Genomic DNA, 26,002 nt, shown 5'->3' on the forward strand with positions numbered 1-26,002 from the left:
ATTAATGTTCAGCTCCTGTGATACTCATTTCGTCTAAATCCAATTGTAACTCTGCCCTCCTGATCTCTTCATCTGAAAAGGCGTTTTCACGTCTCAACTTAAACAACTCCTTTCTTTGCAAAGAATAGATTTTAAGTAGAACTGCATGGAATTCTTCCCTTTTCTTCACACTCAAAGGCTGTGGCTGCTCCTCCCTTTCTAACTTTGCCTTAAATATATTTAGCCAATCATTGCCCTCAATTCCCTTTAATTCTGCTAAAGCAATCTGATTCAAGTGCTTTTGAATTCCAGCTCTTTGAATCTCAGCAGGTACCACAGCATCTATTTCCTCCAAATGAATAATCCTCAGAATGAAAGGTAAAGTCAAGCCCTGAAAAACCAATGTCACTAATATCACCCCAAAAGTGATGAACAAAATCAGATTTCTCTGCGGAAATGCAACCCCGTCTGTCAAATAAAGTGGAATGGACAAAGCTGTAGCTAATGATACCACACCTCTCATCCCTGCCCAACTTATCACCAAAGGCCCCTTCCAACCCGGAGAGGGCTCTTTTCTCACCTTTCTACTGATCCACCTAGGCAGATGGGCAGCCGGATAAACCCAAAGGAAACGTAGCAGAATCACCAATACACTGACCCATAGACTATACTTGATAGCTTGAATTACAGAATATTCCCCTAAACCTTGTATTATTTCTGGTAACTCAAGACCAATCAAAATAAAAACCAAAGCATTCATTACAAATATCATTGTAGTCCACACCCCTAACATATTCAGACGTGTACTACCGTTTTGAAACACTTCGTGTGAACGATAAGACATATATAGACCCCCACTTACCACAGCCATAACACCGGAAAAATGAAACTGCTCTGCCAACAAAAACAATAAATAAGGAGTCATCACTGTTAAAGCCGCATCTATGGCCACATTCGTAGGTAAATATCTATGAATCAGATACATAAAATTCGCCCCCACTAATCCCACAACCACACCCATACCGGCTACCAAAAAGAACTGAACCACAGCTTCTTGTAAAGAAAATGACCCTGAAATAGCCGCTAGTAATGCAAAACGAAATACAATCAAGGAAGAGGCATCATTCACTAAACTCTCCCCTTCCAATATGGTCATCAAGCGCTTAGGAACACTCATTCCTTTCAAAACAGATGCTGCTGCAACTGCATCAGGAGGAGAAACAATTCCACCTAAGAGAAAACCCAAAGCGAGAGTAAATCCCGGGATCAGAGCCACACTGGCATATGCCACAATACTAGATGTGAAGAAAACTAAACCAAATGCCAAAAGAATAATAGGGCGCTTCCATTTCCAAAAATCATTCCAGGAAGTATACCACGCAGCCTCATATAACAAAGGAGGTAGAAAGATGAGAAATATAAGGTCAGGATCTAAATGCAAGGTGGGAACTCCCGGTATAAAACAAATTCCCAAACCGGCCAAAACCAAGAATATGGGATAGGCTATCTTTAATTTCCTAGCTAAGAGTACTAAGAGAAAAACAGCAAATAAAAGTGCTAAAATGTAAAGTAATGTGTGGTGCATAGATTAGGGATATTTCTATGCACCAAAAATAAATATAGGAAATTGGAAACCAAACAATTAGAAATATTTGTTTTATATAAAGGAGGAAAATTATTCTACTTTCTCCTTGGTCAAGTAGGAAAGATTTTTGGTAATCTTCTCTAGATCCCAATCCCACCATTTCATCTCTAATAGCTCCTTAATTTTTTCATCGGAAAACCTTTTTCTTATGATTTGCGCAGGGTTACCCCCTACTATTGCATATGGTGGCACATCCTTAGTAACGGTTGAATTTGTAGATATAATGGCTCCGTTTCCTACCTTAACACCAGGCATTATCGTAACGTTGTGACCTATCCAAACGTCGTTCTCAATAATAGTATCCCCTTTGTATGGAAGCTCCTTAGCTTCCGGTGCAGATTCCGCCCAATCTCCACCAAATATATAGAAAGGATATGCCGTAATCCCGTCCATTTTATGGTTAGCTCCATTCATAATGAAGGTTACATCTGAAGCTATCATACAAAATTTACCTATCACTAGCTTATCGCCAATGAAATCAAAATGGTATTTTACATTCTTCTCAAAATTCTGAACATCATCAAAATCATCATAATAAGTATAGTCTCCCACTATTATATTGGGATTCTTGATAATGTTTTTCAAAAAACAAAGTCGCTTATAGTGCGGCAATGGAAATACTTGGTTCTTATCTGGAATTTGCATTTTTTTGGGTACGGATAAAGATCATGGCTATAGCACTGGTAATTATTCCCATTAATAACGCCCCAATGGCCCCACTGATCACATAATTCTTAAAATTAAACTGTGCTTCTGCTTCTTCTGTAGTACCAAAATATCCTAACTCCACAGATCTCTTGATCGCATTTTCAAAGTATTCCGGAGCAATGATATACGAAGTAATATACTGAGTAATAGGACTTAATATAGCAATAAATATACTAAATATCAAACCGGACAATAAACCCTGCATGTAAGTCATATTCCCCTGATAATCTATCCGCTTCTTTTCTTGTAAAGCTCTAAGCATTATATAAATCGCCGGGACAGCAAATAGATTTGTTAAATACATATGATAATCTATGTACTTCCCATGCAAACCCGTTACATTTTCTAATACCATCCAAATGAGCCCCACCACCGAAAAGATTATGGCCCATTTGATTTCCATCTTCAAGGCTTTAGTTTCCATATTTTTTTAGAATATAAAGGAGCGGAAGAACCATACCAATCAAGGATATCGTACTCAAATAAGTCAATCTTGATTTCAGCATCTTCACTAAGGATCTTAAACATTTCACTTTTGATATATTGAAAAATAAATAGCCCTCAATAAGAGAGCTCATTCTTATCTAAAGGGCCTGCCACAATCAAACTTCCTAATTGAAGCTACTTTTCGATATTCTCCATATGACCTCGAAAACTGGCATTGTTGAATTACTAATCAAAACTTGTATTTGATCCGCTCTTTAAAATTACAAGGTAATACATCTTCATTCCACAATCATCTGCGCCAAACTTCTGGGCTAATGCCTGATTTTAAGTAGGATTAACCTGACCACGAAGAAATAGTGAATAAAATAAAAGTAGAATAAATGATTAGAGTTTCATCTAGCGTTAATTAATGCTACAATGTATAGAAACTAGGGCTTAAATTATTGAAAAAATTCAAATTTTCTTCCTTTCTTCATCCTGGGAATTACTAGAAGTAAAGCTACTATTATACTCATGGCATTCCATGTACTCTTATCCACCTCAAACTTGAAAAGTGGCTGAAACCAGAAGCATAAAAGTAAATAGAAGTAAAAGACATAATCTCTCCCTCTATCTTTTGCATCTAATGCTAAGACTAAAAACCCTAATCCTATGATCAATCGAAGCACTTGAGAAAAGACAGGTTCTACATTAGCTAAAATCATGATTAATAAAATAGCTAATATATATCTAAGTATAGTTCTCATTATTTTTTCTAGGCTAATACTAAATTACAACCAAAATCATAAACAAGCTAAATAATTTATCACAAGTCGTGGAATTATTTGAATTGTTATCTCTTTAAAGGAATTATTTCTGTTATTTTTCAATCCCGAACTTTACCTATAACCATCTATGAGAATTTACTACTTAGATCACCTTAAGATCTATTTAACCTTTATGGTCATTTCCCATCATGTAGCCCAGGCTTATGGAGATACAGGCGGAGCATGGCTGGTTTTTGACTCTGCTAAAGCAGACTTTTTAGGCACTTTTATGTATATAAATGCGTCTTACCTTATGGCCCTTTACTTTTTCATCTCCGGCTATTTCACCTACCCTAGCTTAAATAAAAAAGGAACCCTTGGTTTCCTGAAAGATAGGCTCGTCCGACTAGGAGTACCCTGTCTGATTTTTGGTCTATGCGTATTCGTACCATTGCACTATTTCTTAAACGGATCTAAAGGATCTATCCTTTGCGCAGGAATTATATTTCCATAAACCCCCACTAGCCGTAGGCCACCTTTGGTTTGTCCTGTCCATGTTCGCTCACTCGATAATTCTTTCATTTCTAGTGCGATTTATCACAAAAGAAGGCAAAACGTTTAAGCCCATCTACCCCTTCCTCTTATTCTCCCTAATGTGCATCTTCAATCTCATCCTTAGGCATAAATATACTCTGGACCTTTGCAAAACTTGGATTATACCGGTAGAGGTAGCACATATACCTAATTATTTCTTGGCCTTCATGGCGGGCTATTATGTCAACCAACAAAAATGGCTGGAAAACTTCGACAGAAAACTTGCTTTTCTCTATTTACCACTCCTCATTGTAGGTATTATCATAAGAGAATTTCTGCCATCTTTATACTCGAGGATCTACTTTGAAAACAGTATATTTATTTCGCTATCTCTCTTCCTAATTTACTTTTTCAGAAAAATAAACCTAAAGAATAGAAGATCTCTTCAAGTATTATCAGAGAATACATATGAAGCATATCTGGTTCATTTAACCATAGTTTTAGCCTTCCAATATGCCAAAATTGACTTGCCTATAAGTAGAGCAAGCAAGTTCTTTCTACTCTCATTCATCTGCTTTTTTGTTGCAATGGGAGTCTCATATTTACTCAGAACTTATACCCCATTAAAAAGGATAATATAGAAAAGGGAGGTGTATTACCTCCCCTCTTATTTAAAAAGCAATGGTGCAAATTCACTAAGGTATAATCTCCAGTTCGACCAGGTATGCCCTCCATCTGATTCCCTATAAACATACTTGACCTTCTTTTCATCGAGCATTTTACGAAAATCTATAGCCGTCTGATACAAGAAGTCGGCCTTACCCATAGCTATCCAGTACAATTTGTATCCATTATCCCTCTGCTTTTCCAGATTCTTCTCATAATTGGCATATACCGCCGGTATCTCCTGAGCGTCCGGACGATTCAATCTGTAAGCAGCAGAAAACAGTCCAACATAGTCAAAAGTACTAGGTAAATTTGCTGAAATGAACAAGGTATGAGATCCTCCCATAGACAAACCTGCTATAGCTCTTGAAGCTTTCTCTTTTTTTACCCTATAGGTTTTCTCCACAAAGTTGATCACATCCTGAAATGTACTTTCCATATTTCCCGAACCAACATCCGGAGTCATCATTATTGGCTTGTATAATCCTTTTGAGGATTCACCCGGAGCTGCAGTATTACTGGTGTGACCATTGGTCATTACCACTAACATAGGTTTAGCCTTTCCTTGAGCAATCAAATTATCCATGATCTGTGCCGTCCTACCTAAACTTATCCAAGCTTCTTCATCACCTCCAACTCCATGTAATAAATACAATACAGGATAAGACTCCTTCGAACTTTCATATCCCGGCGGCGTATAAACCGTTAATCTTCTATTGCTCTTCAATCCTGGTGAATCATACCATACCCGCGTAACAGACCCATGTGGAACATCATGCACTTTATAATAGGAAGCCTGTTCACCATTCACAATGAAAATACTGAACAAGTTCGCTATATCCCTCACCTGATACACATTGTTAGGATCAACAATCTTGACGCCATCCACTAAAGTTGTACATAAACATATCTGACCTTAAAGCAGATGTAGTATAGGTCCATATTCCCTTTTCATCCTTTTTCATAGCAGCTCTACCCGGAGTCCAACCTTCTGCCGGCATCCAGTCACCTTGCAATAGTACTTCTTGAGCTTTAGGGGCGTCTAAGCGGAAAGTAACCGTATTATCCTCATGAACTTGCGGAGAAATTATGCCCTGAGCACCAGAAAAATCCAAATTTTGCTGAGCATAAATACTAAAACTAGAAAGTAAGAATACTCCTAAAATTAAAATGGTTCTTTTCATTATTACTTGATTTAATTTATTACCCAACTCGTTTATTCCCATCACAGGAATAGGTACATTATATTGCCAAAAACGCCGCACACTCTTGAAATACGCCAGGACACTAAACCTATTGAATGTACCCGCCCAACCAATTACAGCTCCCACAACCAGCCACTTAAAAATAAGAACAAACAAATTCTTCACCTAAACATCTCAATATTAATTCGTAAAGAGAAAACAATTTATGTTATAAAGTGGACCTATTTCCCGCCGAAGATATTTGAATTAGCCTGCACTAAAACCATTTCTACTGCTAATTTTTTCAAATAAAACATCGTATTCTATACCTGGTTTTCATAACAAAGGACTACTTACTTGATAAATGGTTCCTACTCTCCTAAAAAAGTAAAACCTACAAAAACCTAGTACAAATGCGAAAATCTAAAGAGGAAATAATGAATAACGAAATAGGTAATTCCATACAAAAATTAACCTTGCTCAGCTAAGATTTGCAGAAAGATTTAGTACCAAAAAGAGAGGTACCTCATCATAAAATAAAAGTAAAAATTCACTCAGATTGAAAACCAATGAAGGAAAGAAACTAAAAAAAGATCAAAAACAATTATCCCCCGGCAACCGAAAAGAAATGAAATCATATATAAAGCCAAACAAGGTTTTACCAGTGTTAAACACATTATCTTTCAATCAACTAAACAAGCTTTCAGTCAAAATCCTTTGTTCTAACTGCTTCAAGTGCCAACTAAAAAGTAAAACTACCTCTAAAATTCCTACATCATTTATTATACAGTACATGGACATGAATACCCTTCAAAATATCCGCCGAGTATGTAAGAACTGCAAATATTCTACTTCATGACAAGTCAATAATCCACGTTTGGAAAATAGAGAATGAACACCTCCAATTCTCTAAATGCTTCATAAAAAATTAAATACGAATTTCCCTATATTTTTAATGAATTGAATCAAAGTCTTTACCTATAGGTCACCTAGAATTGAACAATGAGCTCCAATTAAAATTAGTACATATGCAAAACCCAGTAGTAAACTTGATCCTTTACCCAAGTTCGAGAGCAGAACTTCAAGTATCAAAAACTAAAATCACATCCCAGAGGAAGCAAAGCAAATAAGATGAATCTATTTCAAAACAAAATCCACAAAGCGAAAGATGCTAACCTAAAATCAGAAGCCAAAATCAAAAAGAAAAAAGAAATTCAATACGGGTATTGAAGTCAAAACTAAAAGTTACTTACGGAGTGACCCTCTAATAAAAATGTTGCACCCATTTTAAAGAATACTTTTAAGGAATAAAACACCCATCAAAAAAATAAAACTCCTATAACCCTGATGAACCATAATGACACAACTAATGAAACACAAGTAGTCTAACGAATAAGAACATGATCAATAGTCTTATCCAAATACAAATTCAGGATAAGAGTACTATTTCATTGCCTAACAAATACTACGCAAAAAAAGAATATGAAACAAAAAAAGCGATGTAAAGTGACCAAAATAATTAGATTAAACGAAATTCAATGGAATAGGTACCCAATCCATAAATACCTGAAAAAGTAAAATCAAAAACAAATCCGACTTCTATAAAGACAAAGAAATAGAAACTATTAATATCGGAAATCGTCAAAAAAGTATCCCTAAAATCATAGGGGAACTTTCCATGTTAGGACATGGTCTAAGCGACATCTATAAACTTTCAAAATATTGGTAAGGAACTAGAAGGAAGTATAACAAGAAATCCAGTCGACCGGAACAAAGAAAATACACTTCCCCAAAAAATCCCAATATGTAGGATCAGATACTCAGATAAAAAACTCAACAACCTAGTTGGTAAAAAGTATTAATGTCTAATCCAAGTAAATCTAAAAAATAAAATGAAAATCAAGAATTTGAATTCCTTCACGCAAAGGCTTCAGGTTGGAAAACTTTGAAAGTATCATCGTCATAAAAAAACACCACTTTCACCACTTTTTTTTTATTTTTCGATTCGGCCTGAGAATTGAATATTTGAGAGTCGTCTGAGCATTCGTCCGAACCATTAAATTCTCGCGAAGAATAAAAAAGGTCATTTTTACGGATTTCCTCCACTAAATCCATGTCTAAATCCTGATCATCCCCAATCCAGTTGTACTCCAAGGAAGGAAACCGCTCAACAATCTTCTGTATAATGTCCAAACTTGGCTTGTTTCTACCGTTGAGTATATGGCTAATTACAGGCCTTTTAACGCCAATAAGGTCCGCAAATCGCGTACTACTAACATCTAAACCCACAATTAAAGCTTCAATTTTCTCCTTCAAACTAGGCATGAATACAATTGTTAACAATACAAAATTAACAAAAATATTCTATGAATTACAAATGTAATTTTAATATATTAACATTTATAAATTATGAAATAACATTTGTAACTATATATAATCTATTGATTAATAGATATTTGTACTTTTCCAATAATTTAAGGTCAGGAAATACGAAGGAGAAAAAATATTTTTGTAAATACGTTTGGAGAATTATTTTAGAATAGTATACTTTTGTAGTGCCGATTTAAGTGCTTTCCTATACAAGACATTGCTTTCCTAAAACGACATTTAAGACTTAAGAATCCATTTTAGAAAATGAAAAAGCCCCGGAATTTCCGGGGCATTTTTTATACACTAACGTTATTTTCTCTCAGCGCATCATTCAAAGAAGTCTTTAAATCTGTACTTTCCTTTCGCTTTCCTATGATCAAAGCACAAGGAATGCCGTATTCTCCGGCCGGGAATTTCTTAGGCAATGTACCCGGAATGACCACAGAATTCTCTGGCACATAACCCACATACTGAACCGGCTCTTCTCCAGTAACGTCAATAATCTTCGAACTTCCGGTTATGGTAACTCCCGCACCTAGCACTGCACGTTTTCCAATATGAGCTCCTTCCACCACTATACATCTTGAACCTATGAATGCTCCATCTTCAATAATCACCGGTGACGCCTGGGCTGGTTCTAGCACTCCACCTATACCTACACCGCCACTTAAGTGCACGTCTTTACCAATCTGAGCACAACTTCCCACCGTTGCCCAGGTATCTACCATAGTACCTGAGTCCACATATGCTCCAATATTTACATAGCTCGGCATCAAGATTGCACCTGGTGCAATGTAGGATCCATAACGTGCAACTGCAGGAGGAACCACTCTTACTCCCAATTCTGCATAATTGGTCTTTAATTGCATTTTATCGTGATACTCGAAAATGCCCGCTTCCATTTTTTCCATCTTTCTAAGTGGGAAATACAGAATGATAGCCTTCTTCACCCATTCATTGACAACCCATTTATCTTCGCTATTCTTATTAGCAACTCTTAACACTCCGGCGTCAACTTTAGCAATCGCCTCTTCGATAGCTAATACTGTATCAGCGTCTTTCAATAAGTCTCTGTTTTCCCATGCGGCTAAAATTCTCTGTTCAAGTAGCTCCATTTTTGACTGATATTAATAATTATAAGTTATACTTTTACTTGCTTTATTTTACTATAATATTCTGATAATATTAGGCATATAAGAAAAAATGCATATAAATTTAGATGTTGTAGCACTTGTCTGATTTATAGCCAAATATTATTCTGTTGATAGCTGATTCCGTAAAGATAGGAAGAAAATTGAAGCAGGAAAAGAAATATAAAAATGCTAATTCAATTAGCTATTGAGTAAATATTGATAAAATGCCCCTTTTCGATATTAATTCTAAAAAAATACTAACTTTGCAAAAACTTAAAGACATAATCAAATGAAAGAAATTAAAGTTGCGATTAACGGATTTGGTAGAATCGGACGTCTTGTATTTCGTCAGATTTATGACATGGAAGGGATTGATGTTGTGGCCATTAATGACCTCACTAGCCCTCAAGTTCTGGCACACCTATTGAAATATGATACTGCTCACGGTAGATTCAATGGTACGGTACAGTCTACAGACAATTCGATTATCGTAAATGGCGACTCCATCAATATTTATGCTCAAAGGGATCCATCGCAAATTCCTTGGGGTTCACATGACGTTGACGTTGTACTGGAATGTACTGGATTCTTTGCTGATGCAGAGAAAGCTAGCGCTCATATCAAAGCCGGAGCTAAAAAAGTGGTTATTTCTGCTCCAGCTACCGGAGACTTGAAAACCATAGTTTTCAATGTTAACCATAACATCCTTGACGGTTCTGAGACCATCATCTCTTGTGCTTCTTGTACTACTAACTGTTTAGCCCCTATGGCGCAGGTACTAGAAGAGAAATTTGGTATCGTAAACGGATTGATGACTACGGTTCATGCTTATACTAACGACCAAAACACTCAGGATGCTCCTCATCCAAAAGGTGATTTAAGAAGAGCCAGAGCAGCTGCACAAAACATCGTTCCTAACAGTACTGGTGCTGCTAAAGCTATCGGTTTAGTACTTCCTAGCTTGAAAGGTAAATTAGACGGTTCTGCTCAGCGTGTACCTACTCTTACAGGATCATTGACTGAACTTACTGCCGTTCTATCTAAGAAAGTAAGTGTAGAAGAAATCAATGCCGCTATGAAAGCTGCTGCTAACGAAAGTTTCGGATACACTGAAGATGAAATCGTAAGTAGTGACATCATCGGTATCAGCTATGGATCCCTGTTTGATGCAACGCAGACACGCGTTCAGACTGTAGGAGATACACAATTAGTAAGAACTGTATCTTGGTATGATAACGAAATGTCTTACGTTTCTCAATTGGTTAGAACCGTAAAATACTTCGCAGAATTAATATCAAAATAATAACTTTGCGAATTTTTATAGCAAAGGCAGTGAATACTCACTGCCTTTTTTTATTCACTAATCTCGCTTTCATATAGTGTATAGTAGACCCTTTCTCTGTGAATAACTTTTCGTAATGCGTCACTATCTCAAAATGACCTTCCTTTAAGGGAGAATGGTACAAATCTCTGGTATATTCCAGGATTTCAAAATCAGGATCCTGCTGCATAACCTCCAAAGAATACTCAAATAAGAAACTACTATCCGTCTTCAGATGGTATATGCCGCCTTCCTTTAAATACCTTTTATAAAGATCCAGAAATTTACTATTGGTCAATCTTCTTTTCTCTTCTTTATCCCGCGGCTGAGGATCCGGATGCACCAACCAGATCTCTGAAACCTCATCCGGCTCAAAAAATTCATCTAAAAATTGAATCCCCGTCCTTAAAAAAGCTACATTTTCCAGTCCTGCTTCCATGGCTTTTACACTTCCACGGGCTATTCTATCTCCTTTGATATCTACACCAATGAAATTATGCTCCGGAAACCTACTACCTAAACCTACCGTATATTCCCCCTTTCCACAGGCTAATTCAAGTACTATAGGGTTATGGTTCTTAAAATAAACCTCATTCCATTTTCCTTTTATAGTGGTATATAAGGGTTTTCCTCGCTCAATTACATTCTCTGCCGTCGCATTATGCTGAAAACGGTGTAATTTCTTTCTAGTCATAATTCTTCTATTTCTGCCACTAAATAGGTGCTACCACCTACATATACTATATCATTTTCCTTTGCTTCCCTCCTAACTTTAGCTAAAGCTTCATTTACATTCTTATGAATGCTAATCTCATTAGGCAAGATCTTTCTTAGATCTTCTAGCTCTTCTACGGTTCTTGCTCTAAAAGAATTAAAAGTACATAGGAGCAACTTCGCATCTGCGGGAATGTACTTACAAATCTTACTGATATCCTTATCCCGCACAAAGCCTAGTATATAATACAAATGCCCGTAGTTCTCCTTACTGATCCTTTGTAAAGTAATCTGAAAGGCCTGATCATTATGACCGGTATCGCAGATAATAAGGGGTTTCCGACTTAAAATCTGCCATCTACCCTTCAAGCCTGTATTAGTCACGACCTTCGCAAAGCCTTGAATCACAGCGCTTTTAGGAATATTTAATATCCCATCCAGTCTTCTACAAGCTTCCAGAACCCCTCTAATATTAGATATTTGATACTCCCCAACTAACTCAGATTCAATGGAATAATGCTCCCCATTTCGCTCCAGATCCACGGATAGGTGATCTACAGTTGACCTAATCGCCCCTACAGTCCACTCGTCCTGAGCATAACTTATAGGAGATTGATGTGACTCCGCCACTTCTGCAAATACCGTGCGCGTTTCCGGTAAATACTCCGATATGACCACAGGAACCCCTTCCTTTATAATCCCTGCTTTCTCTCCGGCAATTTTATCTAAAGTATCCCCTAATATCTCTGTATGATCAAAGCCAATATTGCTAATATAGGACAAAAGCACATTGCTAATTACATTAGTCGAATCCCATTTACCCCCAAGGCCTACTTCGATTACGGCAACATCCACCTTTTGGTCGGAAAAATACTTAAATGCAAGGGCAACGGACACCTCAAAAAACGAAGGCTTGAGAATTGAAAATTCCCGACCATACTCCCGGACGAATTCAATTATGCAATTCTCAGGCGCCATCTCTCCGTTGATCCTGAAGCGCTCTCGGTAGTCTCTCAAGTGAGGAGAAGTATACAATCCTACCTTATAACCTGCCTCCATTAGAATGGAAGTAAGAAAATGGGAGCTGCTGCCTTTCCCATTCGTACCTGCTACATGTATACTTGGAAAATTATTCTGGGGATTACCCAACATCTCACATAGAGCGCGGATGTTAGTCAATTTTGGTTTTATGGCTTTTTCGCCCAACTTCTGAAAAGCGGGAAGTTGACTATATAGATAGTCAACCGTTTCCTGGTATGTCATTATCCTCTGGAGATACGTATAGTTATGGTACCTGTAGATCTGCTAGGTGGTGTACCCTCTGCCTGCAAAGTGGATTTCAATTTTGACCGAATCTGCTCTCTGTAATAACTAATCACAGATGGGCTTAAATTAGTAGGTCTGTTTTTTATACTGATGACGTCACCAAAATCATTGATGACTACATCGTAAACTATAGTACCCGTTTCGCTAGAATTATCCTTGCTGATATTCAGGCTGCCTTTATTCTTCCAACCGCTAATGCTCACTGAGGTTCCACTGGTTCCACCTCCGGTACCCGGATTACCATATAATGATTTTCCATCCAAAGTTCCTCTTGGATCTCCTTTGTCGCCCACTTCGCCTGGTTTTCCATCACCATTATTATTTCCACCCACTCCATCTCTACTTCCTACCGTTCCGTTAGAACCAGTGTTTCCGCCGGAACCAGACGACTTTTTCATCAAGGAACTATTGTCTACTGACCTAGGAGCAGGAGTTTCTACCGGAGCCTTTGCCGGAGTTTTGGATTCCACCGTTTTACTCTCTACAGGTGCAGGTTTTGAAGTCTTAACAGGCTCTTTAACAGTAACTTTTGTATCTTCACTAGCCGTCAAAACCTTAGTAGGGGCTGCTTTTACAGAAGCCTGTGGTTTAGGTTTTGAAGGAGCCGGAGTAGCTTTTTCCGGTGTCCTTGGACCAGCTTCAGGCTTTACATCGTATGCATTCTTGCTGTCATTCGCCTTATTCAAAGTTTGAATATCTCCTGATCCCACAAGATCTACACCATAATTCAAATCAACGCCAAAAGCCACCTCTTCCACGGGTGGCTCATAAACAATCTTTATGAAGTACAAAGCCAACAAAAGTCCGGCATACAGAAATATACTGTAGCCCCACGCTTTTGCTCGAATTTGTTGTGTATTTTCCATTTTACTATAGTCTTACATAAACAGGGGTATCGTCAATTAACTTCCCCACATCTTTCACATATCTCCTGGCTTGCTCCTCTGAGCTAGCCGGAAGAAATACTTTAAAAAGGGGACCATGAGGCTTTACCTTCGGTCTATACCCCTTACTTTCTAAAAACGCCACTATCTTCGCGGCATCCTTTTCTCTCTTATATATACCTATATCAACTCTGTAATTTTCAATTTCCTCAGGGTTAACATAAGTCACCGTATCCGTACTTAATGTGTCTATTATGACCTCTTCAGGTAAACTCAATTCCGGTTCTATTTCTTTGACTACTTCTCTCCTAGAAGGTTTAAAAAATACCATGTAAACCAAAGCAGCACTAAGAAGTACTAGAGGTAATGCAAAGATAAGATATTTCGCGGTTTTATTCTCAGAACCTTCTTCATCCTCCTCGGGCAATTGGAAATCATCTTCTTCCTCCTGCAATGGGAAACCTTGTTCTTCATCCGGCAATGGGAAATCTTCCCTTTTGATACTTTCTGTCACCACTTTTTTCGCAAGCGGCTCAAAGTTGATTTCCCCATTTTTTAGTGTTAATCGGCCCAGGCCCTCCCACTTATATTCTCCTTTCTTCTCTAGGTCTTCCATAACCTGATCCAAAAAGGCGAAGTATTTATCCTGAACTTCTTCAATACTTAATTGATGCTTCTGGCGCAGAGCCTCCAATAAGCTGACATCTGAATCATTCCTTAGCAAAGGATTAAATCTCAGGGTTCTTTCTCCCGGGATAATATCCCCCGTCTCAGAAAAATACGGTCGAGAATATTCTGCCACAAAAGCTCCTATTCCCGGCAGCATGACAAAGTCGTGAGTAAGTATATGTTCCCTGATATCAGATGGCATCATTTTATAAAGCTATGTTTATTCCCGCTAGAAAGTTAATACCCATTTGATGATAATTATAATACCTCTGATAGTTCTTACCAATAATATTATTCAGTTTTATAAAACCAGCCAAATGATCCGTGAACAGGTAGGTAAATTCCGCATTAAGGTCAACTATATCATTCAACTTCACGTAAGGCTTATCTCCAAACGGCTCCAGATTTCTAGCAAATATGCCTCCAATATAGTAAAAATCCAAGGAAGAAACCAATCTGTCCGTTAAGGTTATGGTGTTCCCCCATCTGGCATTAACCGCAGGTCTATGATATGGTTTTTCGAATTTTCCCTTTTCATAATAGTTGTAATCCAACTTAAACACCGGCCTCCAAATCTCATTTCCGGAATAACCTACTTCAAATGAAGCATTAAAGAAGTCCGTATGCTTATCTTCATAGACCGCATCAAATTTCGTCACATTCAATGGACTTCCTAAAGGAGAAAATGGAGTACCGTCAAATTGATCAAAATAATACAAATCTTGGTAAGTACCATATGAACCCTTCACATTGAAACTTATGCCATTGTACAATTCTCCTCTAGCTCCTAAAAAGATATCCTTGTTCTTATATGTATTTTGTATAGCAAAACTTTCCGTCAACCAAGGATTCTCTAATAACATGGAACGCATGGTATTTCTCACAATGTCTCCGTCATATCCCCCGAAGATGTAAACCATTGTGGGAGTCTTATACGTCAGCGTTACACTAGGATATCCTTTGCTACTGGCAGCATTAACAGTAGGATCTGACTGACTTAAGACCTTAAATCCTAGATGTGCTGAAAAACTTCCGAAATCAAAGTTAAACGCAGGTTCAATGCGGAATAGATTACGCTTTCTATCCGGATTCTCCACTAGATTATCAGACATATGCGTAACATAGGCTTCTGCATTAATTGCCGCCTTAATCTTATCTTCATATAAGGGGAAGAACATTCTTAAAGAAGTAGCCCAATCTAATTCAGAAGCGTCAAATGCATTATTCAAGGTATTAACCCCCGTAGTCAATTTATAATCTACTATAGGCTTAGGTCTGGTATTTTCTAAGGTGGCGCCAAAATTGAACATGTTTAAGCGCTGACGAAGGTCAGCCTTGGTATAATTAAAATTTGCGGTGGTGTCAAATCCATAAAAATGATAAATCTTATTCTCATATCCCGCATCTAATCTCACTTCATAAGTATTCTGGTGATACTTACCATATATACCTACTTTACTATTACTCTGCCCTGATAGTTTACCCTCTATTGGTCCTTTGGATGTAGAATTATGCATAGCATTTATGCCATACACCAGATTTCTGTCTTGTGGAGTATTCAAGTACAGTTCTCCAAATAACCTACCATAATTTCCTGCACCAAGCTTCAGATAATTATCAAATCCAAGAATATCATCCTTCTTCGCAGCCTTGTTATCTTGAGGAGAGATGACATTGGGATTAAAATTTACTTCTTCTACTCCCGTAGGTTTACGATCAAAAAAGGAATAATTCATCTTCTTCTCCTTCACAGTGGAAGGAGCTTGCGGAATCTTTTCTGTGAGTTTGGTAGCCTTAGGTACGCTGACCTCTCTCTCTTTGGTGATATTAATTTCTTCATTCACCACTTTCTTTTGAGCCTGAACTACGCAGGCAGCTGCTAGGAAAGCAAAGGTTAAGACGTATCTCATTATTTTATAGCATTTAATTTCTGACGGGCTTTAGCTACCGTCTCCGCATTTTCAGAATTTTCAATGATAGAATTTAAAGTGGCTTTTGCCATGAAAGAATCATTCTTTCCCAGGTAGTTATCGGCTATCAAAAGGAAAGCATTCTCATACCATTCCAGAAAATCAGAATAGTTTGAAGCTAATTCCTGCATGGTTTTGATAGAAGCATCGTACTCCTTCTGCTTGTATTGAATTTCACCTAAACGGTATTTCGCTTCTGCTGCAGAAACGTCTTTACCCAATTCTATGGTTTTTTCAAACTGAATTTTAGCTGAAGCCCAATTGCTCATTCCCATATACGCCTTACCTTTATATAACTCCGCACGGTTTTTAGCTCCTACAACTACCTCCGGACCAGTGGTAAGAATTTTCTCCGCTAATTCCAGAGTCTGATCGTATTTCTTTAATTCATACTGCGACTTCATCCAACCTTCATAAGCCACAATCATTTCTCTCTGATCTGAAGTAGTATTCACCACTTGATTGTAGTTGCGCGCTGCCTCTTCAAATTGCTTTTTCTCAAAATATATCCCAGCAGATCTACTCGCAGCCTGTGATAAATACTCCAATTGACCTTCATTAACTATAGTCTGATAATACTTCAAGGCTTCCGTAGTCTTTTTCAAGCCTAAATAGGACTCCCCAATCAAATAATTGGCCTCCGGCGTATATACAGAACCCGGATATTGGGAGATAAATTTCGTGAAAGCACTGATTGCAGCATCGTATTTCTCTGCAAAGAACAGATCTTTCGCGGTTTCAAATTGCAAACCTTGCACAGAGGATCCCTCTGGATTATTCTTCTTATATACCTCAGCAATTTCAAAGAATTCTTCTGACCTATTTGCCTGACTTAGGGCCTCTCTAATACCTAAGAAAGCCTCTGAAGCATACTTAGATTTTCCGAATTTATTTAAAATCTGCTTAAAATCAGAAATTGCATTGTCATATTTCTCTACGTTGCTATAAGCAATACCTCTCCGTAAAAGCACATGAGCAGTAAGCTCTGAATTAGTCTGTCTCTTTAAGATATTGGAGAAGGTGTTAATTGCACCATTGTAATTGCCGGCTTCCATAGCCAGGTTACCATTTTGAAACAAAACCTCATCTAATAGTCGGGAATTAGGGAAGGTTCTAGAAAACTGATCAAAAGTATTCTTCGCTTCATTTTCTCTGCCCAAATATCTCAAAGCCATTCCCTTTTGGTACAAAGCATAATCCTTACCGCTGGTATTTCCTTTGAAAGCATCATCATACACTTGAAGTGCTTGACTGAAATTCTTCGCCATCAGGAAGCAATCACCAATTCTCAAATTGGCATCATCCAAAGAAGTTTGCAAACTGGCTTCGCCCCTTCCTCCTGATTTAAAATCCTGGAAAAAGCGCAAAGCATCTGAATAGCGCTCATTATTAAAGCTCATATAGCCTAAGGCGTATTGGCTTTTCAATCGGGCAATCTTATCCGAAGAGGTCAATAGCTCTCTGTAAAGGGCCTCTGCTGCTTGAATCTGATCTTGTTGGTACAATGACTCCGCCTTCCATAATTTGGCTTGAACGGCTAAATCCCTACTTGACACCTTCACCAAAGACTTGTCGAAATATTGAATGGCATTCGCAAACCTACCCGAATTGTATTCCTGAACCCCTTGACTATAAGCTAACTTTTGGTACGCCTCATCAATCTTTGGAGTAGTCCTACTTAAACCCTCTATGTATTTAAGGGCAGCTACATAATTATTCGTCTCAAACAGAATCTCACTGAGCAACTCATTGGTTTCATCCACGTACTTACCATTAGGATACTCCTTTACGTAATTTTGTAAGTCCACAATGGCCTGCTGGTTATTCCCTTTCTCTACCAGAACTTTAACGTAATTGTATTGAGCCTCTTCCTTAATGGAAGCATCAAAAGTTCCCTTTCTAGCTACATCGAAAGCCGTCATGGCCGCATTCAAATCACCTGTTCTTAAGGCACAAATGCCCAGATAATAAGCCGATTGCTGCCCAATCTCATCCTTATCCCCTGCTATGGTTTTGAAGAGTGCAGAAGCACTTTCAAATTTGCCTGTCTTATACAAGCTAAATGCATGACGGAATGTAACTTGATTGGAAGTGTTCGACTTTTTAAGGGCTTTATACTTATCATAGTACAAAGCGGCTTTCTCGTAATTATTATTAAAGTAGGAAACTTCACCCGCTAATAGGGCTAAATCATCATATTTTCTACCTTCCGGTTTTGCTATGATAGGCTCCGCATAGGATAATAGCTCATCGTATTGCTTCTGCTTATACAAGATTTGACCTATCCAATTCGGAACTTCCGTTCTGTACGCCGGCACATTCTCCACTCTTCTTAAGTCGGTCAGTGCCAAATCAAAATTTCCATTCCTGAAATTAATTACAGCAGCATAATAAGCCGCATTCACTGCATTTTCAATCACGGTGCCTTTAACGTAATCAAATTGGGTCAAAGCATTTTGGAAATCACCCAATTGATAATACGAAACCCCTAGTTGATAACGAATCTCATAGGTATCTAGATTATCTGCCCTATTAGACAAGGCCTTCTCATAATATCGAATGGCGTCTTTATATTCTCCTCTTTCGTAATAACGTTGAGCCAAATCAGCATAAATGATCTTAGCTTTCGGATGATCTCCATGATTCAGAACAAAGCGTTCCACCTCTATATCTGCATCCAAAGCTTTGGAATAAAGCGAAGACATGGCCGAGTAATACTCTGCATTCGCCAGATTAAACTTATTAGGATTAAGACTTTTAGCGGAAAGCGAAATGTAGTTCTGAAACTCTTTTCGAGCAGAACTGTAGGCTTTTTTACCAAACAATTCTACACCATTATTGTAGTGGGATTCTATAGAAGAATAACTTAAAGTATTCTGGGAATACGCACTAAAACAGGTCAAGGCCAAAGCCAGGGATTTGAATTTCATATGTGACTTGATAATTGAGCAAAATTAGGAAAATTATCCAGTAATTTTCCCCGAAAAAACGTTCAATGACCATAAAAATTGTAGATTTGTCGAAATCAAATTTTTTACAGTTTATGTCCAAATATTTTGCTTTACTGGCATTGTTAACCCTACCTCTAGCAGCTGCCTTTGGAGCCTCCTATCCTATTAGTTATGAGGTTTCCATGCCTGAACCCCACACCCACTACTTTGAAATCAAAGTTAAAGTAGAAGATCCACAAGTTTTAAAAGCAGACCACATTGACTTCAAAATGGCAACCTGGACTCCGGGTTCTTACCTCATCAGAGAATATGCAAAGAACATTGAGAGCCTGAAAGCTACCGCCGGAGGAAAGGAGATTTCAGCAGTCAAAACCTCTAAAAACACCTGGAAAGTAACAGGTCATAAAGGCCAGGCCGTAGAAGTTAGTTATAGACTCTATGCCTTTGAAATCAGCGTAAGAACTAATTTCCTAGATGCATCTCACGGATATATCAACGGGGCTCCTACCTTCCTATATGTACCGCAGTTGATGAACAAGAAGCACTTGGTAAAGATCATACCTCACGCTTCCTTCTCTAAGGTTTCTGTAGCCTTACCTGAAGTGAGCAAGAACGCATTTGAAGCTGAAAACTTTGATTTATTAGTGGATAGCCCATTTGAGATAGGCAACCACGAGATCCTTGAATTTGAAGCTCTTGGGGTAAAACACAAGATTGCCAACTACTCTTTGGAACCTTTGGTATATGATAGAGCAAAGGTCATAGAAGATTATAAGAAAATTGTAACGGCAAGTCATTCTATCTTCGGAGGAAAACATCCATGTAAAGAGTATTTATTCATTGTACATCATCTACCAGGAGCTGGTGGTGGCTTGGAACACTTGAACTCAACCACCTGTATGACCTCTCCAGATGCCTACCAAAACCCTGGTAAATATGAAGGATTCTTAGGGCTAATTGCCCACGAATACTTCCACCTTTGGAACGTAAAACGCCTTAGACCTATAGCTTTAGGGCCATTCGACTATGAAAACGAGAACTATACGAACATGCTTTGGGTCTCAGAAGGTTTTACTAGCTATTACCAAAGTGATATCTTGAGAAGAGCCAATATCATTTCTACTGACCGTATGTTGACCATGCTAGCAGGAAATATTGGAACCATCGAAAACCAATACGGAAACAAGGTCCAGCCGGTAGCTGAATCTTCATGGGATGCCTGGATTAAATACTATAGATCCAATGAGAACTCCGCTAACTCTACCGTTTCCTATTATAACAAAGGTGGAGTATTAGCCAATATTTTGAACATGATCATTATCAGCAATACTAAAGGTGAGAAATCTTTGGACGATGTTCTTAAAAACCTGTACAATAACCTGTACCTGAAAAAAGACATAGGATTTACTGACCAACAATTCTTCGATGAATGTTCAAAAGTGGCAGGAGAAGATTTAACTCCATTCTTCCAAAAGTATGTTTTTGGTACTGAAACCATTGATTATACCAAGTATTTCAATATGGTTGACGTGGATGCTAAATTAGAGCTAAGTAACCCTGGCAAACCTTCCTTCGGTGCTATGGGAAGAGGAAACAAAGTGGCCAGAGTAGACTACGGTACTAGTGCATATATCTACGGCATAAATGTAAATGACGATATCTTAGAGGTGGATGGAGTACCTTTCACCAATTTCGAGAAAGTGGTTGAAGGTAAAAAAGTAGGTGATAAAATCAATGTAACTGTACTAAGAGCGGGTACAAAGATCACCTTACCTATTACTCTTGTTCAAGATCCAAGAGTCAGAATCAATCTTAAACCAAGAAATTCTGCAGATCCTACAGCCCAGAAGATCTTTAAAAAATGGATGCACCTTTGATCCATGAAAAGGCCCCTGAAATTCAGAGGCCTTTTTTTTGCAAAAACTTTTTCTAGTATATCTTGGAAATACAGAAGCTATTAGTCTACCTTTGCAGTATAGTATACAAAACTAATAGACTAATGAAAAGAAAAATACTAGCCTTGTCCCTTTTGAGTCTGAGTGCATCTGCCCAAGTACATATTGAAGGAAAACTAATCTCTTCTCCTGCGAAGAAGGTTTATTTACAAGAATTTAAAGACAAGATCTTCTACACCATTGATTCAGCAGTAGTAAAAGAAGGCACTTTCAGCTTTCATAAAAACATAACTACTCCGGAAGTATATGGGTTAACACTAGATCAGGAAAAGTCGCCTGTATTCCTCTATTTAGACGAACAGGACAAGAATATAAGCGTAGAACTTGATTCCAGCTCATATTATAAAAATACAAAATTTTCCGGATCATCAGCCCAGGACATCTTTGAAGAATACAAATCTGCAGGAAGAGATTTTGATATCAAAGCCTTTATAAATAAGTATCCGAAATCCGTAGTTTCAGCCTATGTTTTATATAGAAACTTTGCCTACAGATTAGAAGCGGACCAAATCAGAGAGTACCTAGGGATTTTAAGTCCTGAACTTCAGAATTCTCCTTACGGTAAAAACCTTAAGGCCTACCTTGAGACGCTAGAATTGGTAAAAATTGGGCAAAAGGCTCCGGATTTTACGCTAGCTGATACAGAAGGTAAGTCGGTTAGGTTATCAGACAAATTTGGGAAATATCTTTTGGTGGATTTCTGGGCGGCCTGGTGTGGTCCTTGTAGGAAAGAAAATCCAAATGTAGTGGCCGCTTACCAAAAATACCATGAACTAGGATTTGACGTCTTCGGAGTTTCTCTTGATAGAACGAAAGAAGCTTGGATAAAAGCTATAGAGAAGGATCAATTGACATGGACACACGTTTCTGACTTACAATACTGGAAAAGCGCTCCTGCGGCCTTATATGGAGTCAGAGCCATACCGGCTAACTTCTTACTTGCTCCAGACGGTACCATTGTAGCAAAGAACCTGAAGGGCAAAGACCTTCATGATACATTGGAACAATTACTTGGCTCAACTAAAGCCCCATAAAAAAAGCCTCCCTTAGGAGGCTTTCTCGTTTAGTAAATCTTCCATTCCGAAGATTCCTGTCTTATCTCTTAACCATTCAGCAGCTAAAACAGCTCCAAATGCAAATCCCGTACGCGAATAAGCGGTATGTTTGATCTCTATCTCATCCACTTCTGAGATATACTTGATAGCATGAGTTCCCGGAACTTTGCCCTCCCTGGATGACCAAATACCTATCTCAGAAGCTTTTGGAATCTCATTACTCACCCAGGAGGTCTTTGCCGGATTATTTTCCATAATACCCTCTGCTAGAGTTATCGCCGTTCCAGAAGGTGCGTCAAGCTTCTCCGTATGGTGAATCTCAGAAGTAAAGATCTCATACTGTTGATGCGGAGCCATTATCCTGGCCAAAATCTTATTCAGTTGGAAGAAAAGATTCACACCAATACTATAATTTGAGGCATAAAAGAAAGCCGCTTGGCTTTCTGTAGCTAAACCCTCTATTTCAGTTCTCTTATCTAGCCAACCGGTGGTACCACATACCACTTTGAGGCCTTTTTGCATACAAAACTTTAAATTATCATATGCAGAATGAGGAGAACTGAATTCTATTACTACATCTACGCTGTCAGGACTCAAATTCTCCCGCTCAGCAGCATTATTTAAATCTATTTTTGCCACAATTTCGTGACCCCTTTGAACGGCAATTGCTTCAATAGCTTTGCCCATCTTTCCATAACCTAATAGGGCTATTTTCATATGTTCTACTTAAAGTTTAAACTTACACTAACTCCTGCGGCAAAACTATTGCCTGTAGGGATAAGCGCAGGTTTCCATTGTAAACTAATATCGTCTGAAATATCAAAATTCTTCAAATGTGCGCGAACATTCGCTTCTACAGCAAATAACGTCCAACCAAGGGCAAAACCAATGATGCTTAGGTCCTTGTATCTCTTAAACTGAGATGCTGCTCTGGCATAGGTTTCTTTAGAAATGGCCACTCCGTTAGGGTGATCTATGGGTGGCATGGAAGGTTTACCTGATTCTTCCAGAATCTCTACATGATTCAGATAGTAATTGTATCGTTTAGCATTAGAATGGATGGCATATAAACCGCCTGCAGCAGCTCCATACACAATAGGAAGTTTCCAGTAGTCCTTATTCATGGCTTGTCCCCAACCGGGTAAAAGCATAGATCTCAGGAAAATAATACGGGGACGGTCTTTTTTGGTTAGGCTGTCTATACCAAAGATCTTCTTAGAGGTAGAAAAAAAATTAGTACTGGCTTTCTTAAAACGAGCACCTCTTTCTACTTCTGTAGAATCCGTCTGAGCAAAAGAACTCAGGCTGATAAAAAGACATCCTATTAAGAGCTTCTTCACTTCAATTTCTCCATGATTTGTTCCAATTCTGCCCTAGACGCATATGGAATCTTGATCTCACCTTTCTGATGAGCGTCTGCTTGAACTATGACCTTTCTTCCAAATATCTCACCAAAATGATGCTGATACGTTTCTAAGAACTTTTTCGGTTCTGAAACCGTCTTCCCCTTTTTCGTGGTAGAAGACTTAATATTAACATTCTTAACTAATTCCTCTACTTTACGTACAGATAGGTCACGGGTAAGAATCTCTTGGTATAATTTCAGCATCAACTCCTGTGATTCTAAACCAAGCAAAGCACGCGCATGGCCCATACTCAGCTTACCTTCTGCTAAACCTTCCTGCACTTCATGAGGCAGAGCCAATAACCTTAGAAAGTTATTGATTGTACTCCTGTTCTTACCTACTCTGGTAGCTAGTTCTTCCTGTTTGAGCTCACATTCCTCTAATAAGCGCTTATAGGCCATAGCTATCTCCATAGGGTTTAAATTCTCCCTTTGGACGTTTTCTATCAGACCTAATTCCAACATCTGGGTATCTGTGGCTTCACGAATATAGGCCGGAATGGTCTTCAATCCTGCTAACTGCGAAGCTTTCAATCTCCTTTCACCGGAGATCAATTGGTATTTATCTCCAATTTTACGAACCGCAATAGGCTGAATTACACCTTGCACCCGTATAGAAGCACAAAGCTCTTCTAATGCCTCTTGATCAAATTGAGTCCTAGGTTGGTAAGGGTTCGTCTCAATAGCATCTATAGGAATCTCAAACGAGTCATGTTCTTCCTGCACTACTTCTGCAGGAGTTTCTGACAAAAGGGAACTCAATCCCTTCCCTAACCCCATTTTTCTCTTAATGTTCATGTTCTATCAGTTCGTTAGCCAAAGCTAAAAATTCCACAAAACCGCTATGCCATCCCTGCTTTCTTACATCTAAAACGTTAAACGCCTCTTTAGATAGGTAGAAATTTCTGGAAATTACGGATTTGAATATAAAATCAGGGAAATACTCTTCCAAGTCTTTTCCCATTTGTGCTGCAAAATCATTATGTGCATCTGCCTGGGAAAGCAAAATCCCTTCAATTAAAAGGTCTTCGTGCTCCTGTAGGGTTAAAAGTGTAGAATTAAAGTGTTGAAGTCCTCCTCTCCTAGCTTCCACCGGTATAATTACGCTATCCAGTTGAGACAAGATTTCATCAGAAATAGAATGATAGGGCAAATCTACAATCACATAATCTGCCTCAGCTCCTAAATGCTCCTGATGCCACCAGGAAATGCCTTCTACTTCAACTACACCTTCGGAAACCCCAAGCTTTTCTGAAAGTCCACCGCCTAAATCTACTGACACCACTTTCCTATTCAAGACCCGTAAGGCAGCAGATAAATACGCAGCAGTAGTGGTTTTTCCACTTCCCTTTTTAAAGCTTATGATTCCTAAAACCTTCCCCATGTATATGCTTACAAAATTGCTTTAAAATCGGTCTACAAGCAAGATTCCCTAAAAATAAAAAAGAGGTTCTTTTCAGAACCTCTTATCCTAAGTATGCTTTTAGGGCCTTACTTCGTGAGGTTTGCCTTAAGCGTCGGATGGCTTTCTCTTTGATCTGTCTAACACGCTCTCGCGTCAAATTAAACTTCTCTCCGATTTCCTCTAACGTCATGGCTTGCTCTCCGTTAAGACCGAAATAGAACATGATCACTTCTGCTTCTCTTTGAGTCAGGGTCGAAAGAGCTCTTAGCACTTCTCTTCTCAAAGAGTCATTCATTAGCTCCTGATCCGGACGAATCTCCGTATCATTCTCCAATACATCCAAAAGGCTGTTTTCTTCCCCTTGTACAAATGGAGCGTCAACGGACACGTGACGACCAGAGATTTTCATGGTATCTACCACCTCATTTGCAGAAATCTCTAAGACCTCCGCCAACTCTTCCGGAGAAGGTTCACGCTCGAAGCGTTGCTCTAACTCAGAGAAAGTTTTGGAAATCTTATTCAAAGAACCTACCCTGTTTAAAGGCAATCTCACAATACGAGATTGTTCAGCCAAGGCTTGAAGTATACTTTGACGAATCCACCACACCGCATATGAAATGAATTTAAACCCTCTGGTTTCGTCAAAACGCTGAGCAGCTTTAATCAGTCCCAAGTTACCTTCATTAATCAAGTCTCCCAATGAAAGACCTTGATTTTGATACTGTTTTGCCACAGATACCACAAAACGAAGGTTGGCCTTTGTAAGTCTCTCCAATGATAATTGGTCCCCATCTCTGATTTTTTGAGCTAAGATTACCTCTTCATCCGGAGTCAACAGGTCCACCTTACCAATCTCTTGTAAATACTTATCCAAGGACTGACTTTCTCTGTTGGTAATCTGTTTACTGATCTTAAGTTGTCTCATCAATAATCAA

General features: G+C 38.5%; 24 protein-coding genes. 5 read left to right on the forward strand and 19 right to left on the reverse strand.

Annotation, left to right across the window (positions count from 1 at the left end; translation table 11 throughout):
* Position 1: 1 nt before the first annotated feature.
* The 4 genes from LBYS_RS04525 to LBYS_RS04540 all read right to left on the reverse strand — a co-directional run bounded on the left by LBYS_RS04525 (position 2) and on the right by LBYS_RS04540 (position 3,525).
* Positions 2 to 1,564, reverse strand: coding sequence for a Na+/H+ antiporter (locus LBYS_RS04525; RefSeq protein ID WP_013407707.1), 1,563 nt, complete (start codon positions 1,562 to 1,564; stop codon positions 2 to 4).
* Between the two features lie 90 nt (positions 1,565 to 1,654).
* Positions 1,655 to 2,269 (reverse strand): Vat family streptogramin A O-acetyltransferase, encoded by a 615-nt coding sequence (locus LBYS_RS04530; protein WP_013407708.1) that lies wholly within the window; start codon positions 2,267 to 2,269, stop codon positions 1,655 to 1,657.
* Positions 2,253 to 2,756 (reverse strand): DUF4199 domain-containing protein, encoded by a 504-nt coding sequence (locus tag LBYS_RS04535; protein ID WP_013407709.1) that lies wholly within the window; start codon positions 2,754 to 2,756, stop codon positions 2,253 to 2,255. Before LBYS_RS04535 ends, LBYS_RS04530 begins: the two co-directional genes overlap by 17 nt.
* A 463-nt stretch (positions 2,757 to 3,219) precedes the next feature.
* Positions 3,220 to 3,525: a DUF6804 family protein gene (locus tag LBYS_RS04540; protein ID WP_013407710.1), complete on the reverse strand. Its 306-nt coding sequence runs from the start codon at positions 3,523 to 3,525 to the stop codon at positions 3,220 to 3,222.
* A 148-nt stretch (positions 3,526 to 3,673) separates the two neighbouring features.
* Between LBYS_RS04540 and LBYS_RS19730 the strand changes: the two genes are divergently transcribed.
* Positions 3,674 to 4,039 (forward strand): acyltransferase family protein, encoded by a 366-nt coding sequence (locus LBYS_RS19730; RefSeq protein WP_041823440.1) that lies wholly within the window; start codon positions 3,674 to 3,676, stop codon positions 4,037 to 4,039.
* 40 nt (positions 4,040 to 4,079) lie between these two features.
* Positions 4,080 to 4,700, forward strand: a complete 621-nt coding sequence (locus LBYS_RS19890; protein ID WP_083794544.1) for an acyltransferase family protein — start codon at positions 4,080 to 4,082, stop codon at positions 4,698 to 4,700.
* Positions 4,701 to 4,726: 26 nt separating this feature from the next.
* On the opposite strand, the gene LBYS_RS04555 is transcribed toward LBYS_RS19890, so the two are convergent.
* The 4 genes from LBYS_RS04555 to LBYS_RS04565 form a co-directional block, all read right to left on the reverse strand.
* The gene (locus tag LBYS_RS04555) at positions 4,727 to 5,572 is read right to left on the reverse strand and encodes an alpha/beta hydrolase (RefSeq protein ID WP_229310460.1); all 846 of its coding nucleotides are present in this window, start codon (positions 5,570 to 5,572) and stop codon (positions 4,727 to 4,729) included.
* 19 nt (positions 5,573 to 5,591) lie between these two features.
* A complete protein-coding gene (locus LBYS_RS19590) occupies positions 5,592 to 5,909 on the reverse strand; it encodes an early set domain-containing protein (protein ID WP_229310461.1) in 318 nt (105 codons plus the stop codon).
* Positions 5,910 to 7,826: 1,917 nt separating this feature from the next.
* Positions 7,827 to 8,225 (reverse strand): helix-turn-helix transcriptional regulator, encoded by a 399-nt coding sequence (locus LBYS_RS04560; RefSeq protein ID WP_187287921.1) that lies wholly within the window; start codon positions 8,223 to 8,225, stop codon positions 7,827 to 7,829.
* 350 nt (positions 8,226 to 8,575) lie between these two features.
* A complete protein-coding gene (locus LBYS_RS04565; protein WP_013407714.1) occupies positions 8,576 to 9,394 on the reverse strand; it encodes a 2,3,4,5-tetrahydropyridine-2,6-dicarboxylate N-succinyltransferase in 819 nt (272 codons plus the stop codon).
* A 307-nt stretch (positions 9,395 to 9,701) separates the two neighbouring features.
* Between LBYS_RS04565 and gap the strand changes: the two genes are divergently transcribed.
* Positions 9,702 to 10,715 carry a type I glyceraldehyde-3-phosphate dehydrogenase gene (gap, locus tag LBYS_RS04570; RefSeq protein WP_013407715.1) on the forward strand — a complete coding sequence of 338 codons (1,014 nt, stop codon included), beginning with the start codon at positions 9,702 to 9,704 and terminating at the stop codon, positions 10,713 to 10,715.
* A gap of 37 nt (positions 10,716 to 10,752) precedes the next feature.
* Here the strand turns inward: gap and trmB are convergent, their stop codons facing one another.
* The 6 genes from trmB to LBYS_RS04600 are packed head-to-tail and all read right to left on the reverse strand — an operon-like array spanning position 10,753 to position 19,226.
* The gene (gene trmB / locus LBYS_RS04575; protein ID WP_013407716.1) at positions 10,753 to 11,427 is read right to left on the reverse strand and encodes a tRNA (guanosine(46)-N7)-methyltransferase TrmB; all 675 of its coding nucleotides are present in this window, start codon (positions 11,425 to 11,427) and stop codon (positions 10,753 to 10,755) included.
* On the reverse strand, positions 11,424 to 12,710 hold the full coding sequence (locus LBYS_RS04580) for a bifunctional folylpolyglutamate synthase/dihydrofolate synthase (RefSeq protein WP_013407717.1): 1,287 nt from the start codon (positions 12,708 to 12,710) through the stop codon (positions 11,424 to 11,426). The genes trmB and LBYS_RS04580 overlap by 4 nt, the downstream gene beginning before the upstream one ends.
* Positions 12,710 to 13,639 (reverse strand): hypothetical protein, encoded by a 930-nt coding sequence (locus tag LBYS_RS04585; RefSeq protein ID WP_013407718.1) that lies wholly within the window; start codon positions 13,637 to 13,639, stop codon positions 12,710 to 12,712. The genes LBYS_RS04580 and LBYS_RS04585 overlap by 1 nt, the downstream gene beginning before the upstream one ends.
* Before the next feature lie 4 nt (positions 13,640 to 13,643).
* Complete coding sequence (locus LBYS_RS04590) at positions 13,644 to 14,531, reverse strand: HU domain-containing protein (RefSeq protein WP_013407719.1); 888 nt, start codon at positions 14,529 to 14,531, stop codon at positions 13,644 to 13,646.
* Between the two features lies 1 nt (position 14,532).
* Positions 14,533 to 16,236, reverse strand: coding sequence for a hypothetical protein (locus LBYS_RS04595; RefSeq protein ID WP_013407720.1), 1,704 nt, complete (start codon positions 16,234 to 16,236; stop codon positions 14,533 to 14,535).
* Positions 16,236 to 19,226 carry a tetratricopeptide repeat protein gene (locus tag LBYS_RS04600; protein ID WP_013407721.1) on the reverse strand — a complete coding sequence of 997 codons (2,991 nt, stop codon included), beginning with the start codon at positions 19,224 to 19,226 and terminating at the stop codon, positions 16,236 to 16,238. Before LBYS_RS04600 ends, LBYS_RS04595 begins: the two co-directional genes overlap by 1 nt.
* A gap of 113 nt (positions 19,227 to 19,339) precedes the next feature.
* On the opposite strand from LBYS_RS04600, the gene LBYS_RS04605 reads away from it, so the two are divergent.
* Both LBYS_RS04605 and LBYS_RS04610 read left to right on the forward strand, forming a co-directional pair.
* Positions 19,340 to 21,124, forward strand: a complete 1,785-nt coding sequence (locus tag LBYS_RS04605; protein ID WP_187287922.1) for a M61 family metallopeptidase — start codon at positions 19,340 to 19,342, stop codon at positions 21,122 to 21,124.
* Positions 21,125 to 21,246: 122 nt separating this feature from the next.
* Positions 21,247 to 22,236, forward strand: a complete 990-nt coding sequence (locus tag LBYS_RS04610; protein ID WP_013407723.1) for a TlpA disulfide reductase family protein — start codon at positions 21,247 to 21,249, stop codon at positions 22,234 to 22,236.
* A gap of 12 nt (positions 22,237 to 22,248) precedes the next feature.
* Here LBYS_RS04610 and dapB read toward each other — a convergent pair whose 3' ends face one another.
* The 5 genes from dapB to LBYS_RS04635 form a co-directional block, all read right to left on the reverse strand.
* Entirely contained in the window at positions 22,249 to 22,974 is a 726-nt protein-coding gene (gene dapB, locus LBYS_RS04615; RefSeq protein WP_013407724.1) for a 4-hydroxy-tetrahydrodipicolinate reductase, read from the reverse strand.
* Positions 22,975 to 22,979: 5 nt separating this feature from the next.
* Positions 22,980 to 23,597, reverse strand: a complete 618-nt coding sequence (locus tag LBYS_RS04620) for a DUF5683 domain-containing protein (protein WP_013407725.1) — start codon at positions 23,595 to 23,597, stop codon at positions 22,980 to 22,982.
* The gene (locus tag LBYS_RS04625; RefSeq protein ID WP_013407726.1) at positions 23,594 to 24,460 is read right to left on the reverse strand and encodes a ParB/RepB/Spo0J family partition protein; all 867 of its coding nucleotides are present in this window, start codon (positions 24,458 to 24,460) and stop codon (positions 23,594 to 23,596) included. Before LBYS_RS04625 ends, LBYS_RS04620 begins: the two co-directional genes overlap by 4 nt.
* Positions 24,450 to 25,046: a ParA family protein gene (locus LBYS_RS04630; protein ID WP_013407727.1), complete on the reverse strand. Its 597-nt coding sequence runs from the start codon at positions 25,044 to 25,046 to the stop codon at positions 24,450 to 24,452. Before LBYS_RS04630 ends, LBYS_RS04625 begins: the two co-directional genes overlap by 11 nt.
* 82 nt (positions 25,047 to 25,128) lie before the next feature.
* Positions 25,129 to 25,992 carry a sigma-70 family RNA polymerase sigma factor gene (locus tag LBYS_RS04635; protein ID WP_013407728.1) on the reverse strand — a complete coding sequence of 288 codons (864 nt, stop codon included), beginning with the start codon at positions 25,990 to 25,992 and terminating at the stop codon, positions 25,129 to 25,131.
* Between the last annotated feature and the right edge of the window lie 10 nt (positions 25,993 to 26,002).

This window comes from Leadbetterella byssophila DSM 17132, from assembly GCF_000166395.1.
GTDB classification, from domain to species: Bacteria; Bacteroidota; Bacteroidia; order Cytophagales; family Spirosomataceae; genus Leadbetterella; species Leadbetterella byssophila.

Excerpts from the sequence above, each read along its gene's own strand:
- LBYS_RS04525 (WP_013407707.1), bottom strand. The coding sequence starts at position 1,564 with ATGCACCACACATTACTTTACATTTTAGCACTTTTATTTGCTGTTTTT.
- LBYS_RS04530 (WP_013407708.1), bottom strand. The coding sequence starts at position 2,269 with ATGCAAATTCCAGATAAGAACCAAGTATTTCCATTGCCGCACTATAAG.
- LBYS_RS04535 (WP_013407709.1), bottom strand. The coding sequence starts at position 2,756 with ATGGAAACTAAAGCCTTGAAGATGGAAATCAAATGGGCCATAATCTTT.
- LBYS_RS04540 (WP_013407710.1), bottom strand. The coding sequence starts at position 3,525 with ATGAGAACTATACTTAGATATATATTAGCTATTTTATTAATCATGATT.
- LBYS_RS19730 (WP_041823440.1), top strand. The coding sequence starts at position 3,674 with ATGAGAATTTACTACTTAGATCACCTTAAGATCTATTTAACCTTTATG.
- LBYS_RS19890 (WP_083794544.1), top strand. The coding sequence starts at position 4,080 with ATGTTCGCTCACTCGATAATTCTTTCATTTCTAGTGCGATTTATCACA.
- LBYS_RS19590 (WP_229310461.1), bottom strand. The coding sequence starts at position 5,909 with ATGAAAAGAACCATTTTAATTTTAGGAGTATTCTTACTTTCTAGTTTT.
- LBYS_RS04565 (WP_013407714.1), bottom strand. The coding sequence starts at position 9,394 with ATGGAGCTACTTGAACAGAGAATTTTAGCCGCATGGGAAAACAGAGAC.
- gap (WP_013407715.1), top strand. The coding sequence starts at position 9,702 with ATGAAAGAAATTAAAGTTGCGATTAACGGATTTGGTAGAATCGGACGT.
- trmB (WP_013407716.1), bottom strand. The coding sequence starts at position 11,427 with ATGACTAGAAAGAAATTACACCGTTTTCAGCATAATGCGACGGCAGAG.
- LBYS_RS04580 (WP_013407717.1), bottom strand. The coding sequence starts at position 12,710 with ATGACATACCAGGAAACGGTTGACTATCTATATAGTCAACTTCCCGCT.
- LBYS_RS04585 (WP_013407718.1), bottom strand. The coding sequence starts at position 13,639 with ATGGAAAATACACAACAAATTCGAGCAAAAGCGTGGGGCTACAGTATA.
- LBYS_RS04590 (WP_013407719.1), bottom strand. The coding sequence starts at position 14,531 with ATGATGCCATCTGATATCAGGGAACATATACTTACTCACGACTTTGTC.
- LBYS_RS04595 (WP_013407720.1), bottom strand. The coding sequence starts at position 16,236 with ATGAGATACGTCTTAACCTTTGCTTTCCTAGCAGCTGCCTGCGTAGTT.
- LBYS_RS04600 (WP_013407721.1), bottom strand. The coding sequence starts at position 19,226 with ATGAAATTCAAATCCCTGGCTTTGGCCTTGACCTGTTTTAGTGCGTAT.
- LBYS_RS04605 (WP_187287922.1), top strand. The coding sequence starts at position 19,340 with ATGTCCAAATATTTTGCTTTACTGGCATTGTTAACCCTACCTCTAGCA.
- LBYS_RS04610 (WP_013407723.1), top strand. The coding sequence starts at position 21,247 with ATGAAAAGAAAAATACTAGCCTTGTCCCTTTTGAGTCTGAGTGCATCT.
- dapB (WP_013407724.1), bottom strand. The coding sequence starts at position 22,974 with ATGAAAATAGCCCTATTAGGTTATGGAAAGATGGGCAAAGCTATTGAA.
- LBYS_RS04625 (WP_013407726.1), bottom strand. The coding sequence starts at position 24,460 with ATGAACATTAAGAGAAAAATGGGGTTAGGGAAGGGATTGAGTTCCCTT.
- LBYS_RS04630 (WP_013407727.1), bottom strand. The coding sequence starts at position 25,046 with ATGGGGAAGGTTTTAGGAATCATAAGCTTTAAAAAGGGAAGTGGAAAA.
- LBYS_RS04635 (WP_013407728.1), bottom strand. The coding sequence starts at position 25,992 with ATGAGACAACTTAAGATCAGTAAACAGATTACCAACAGAGAAAGTCAG.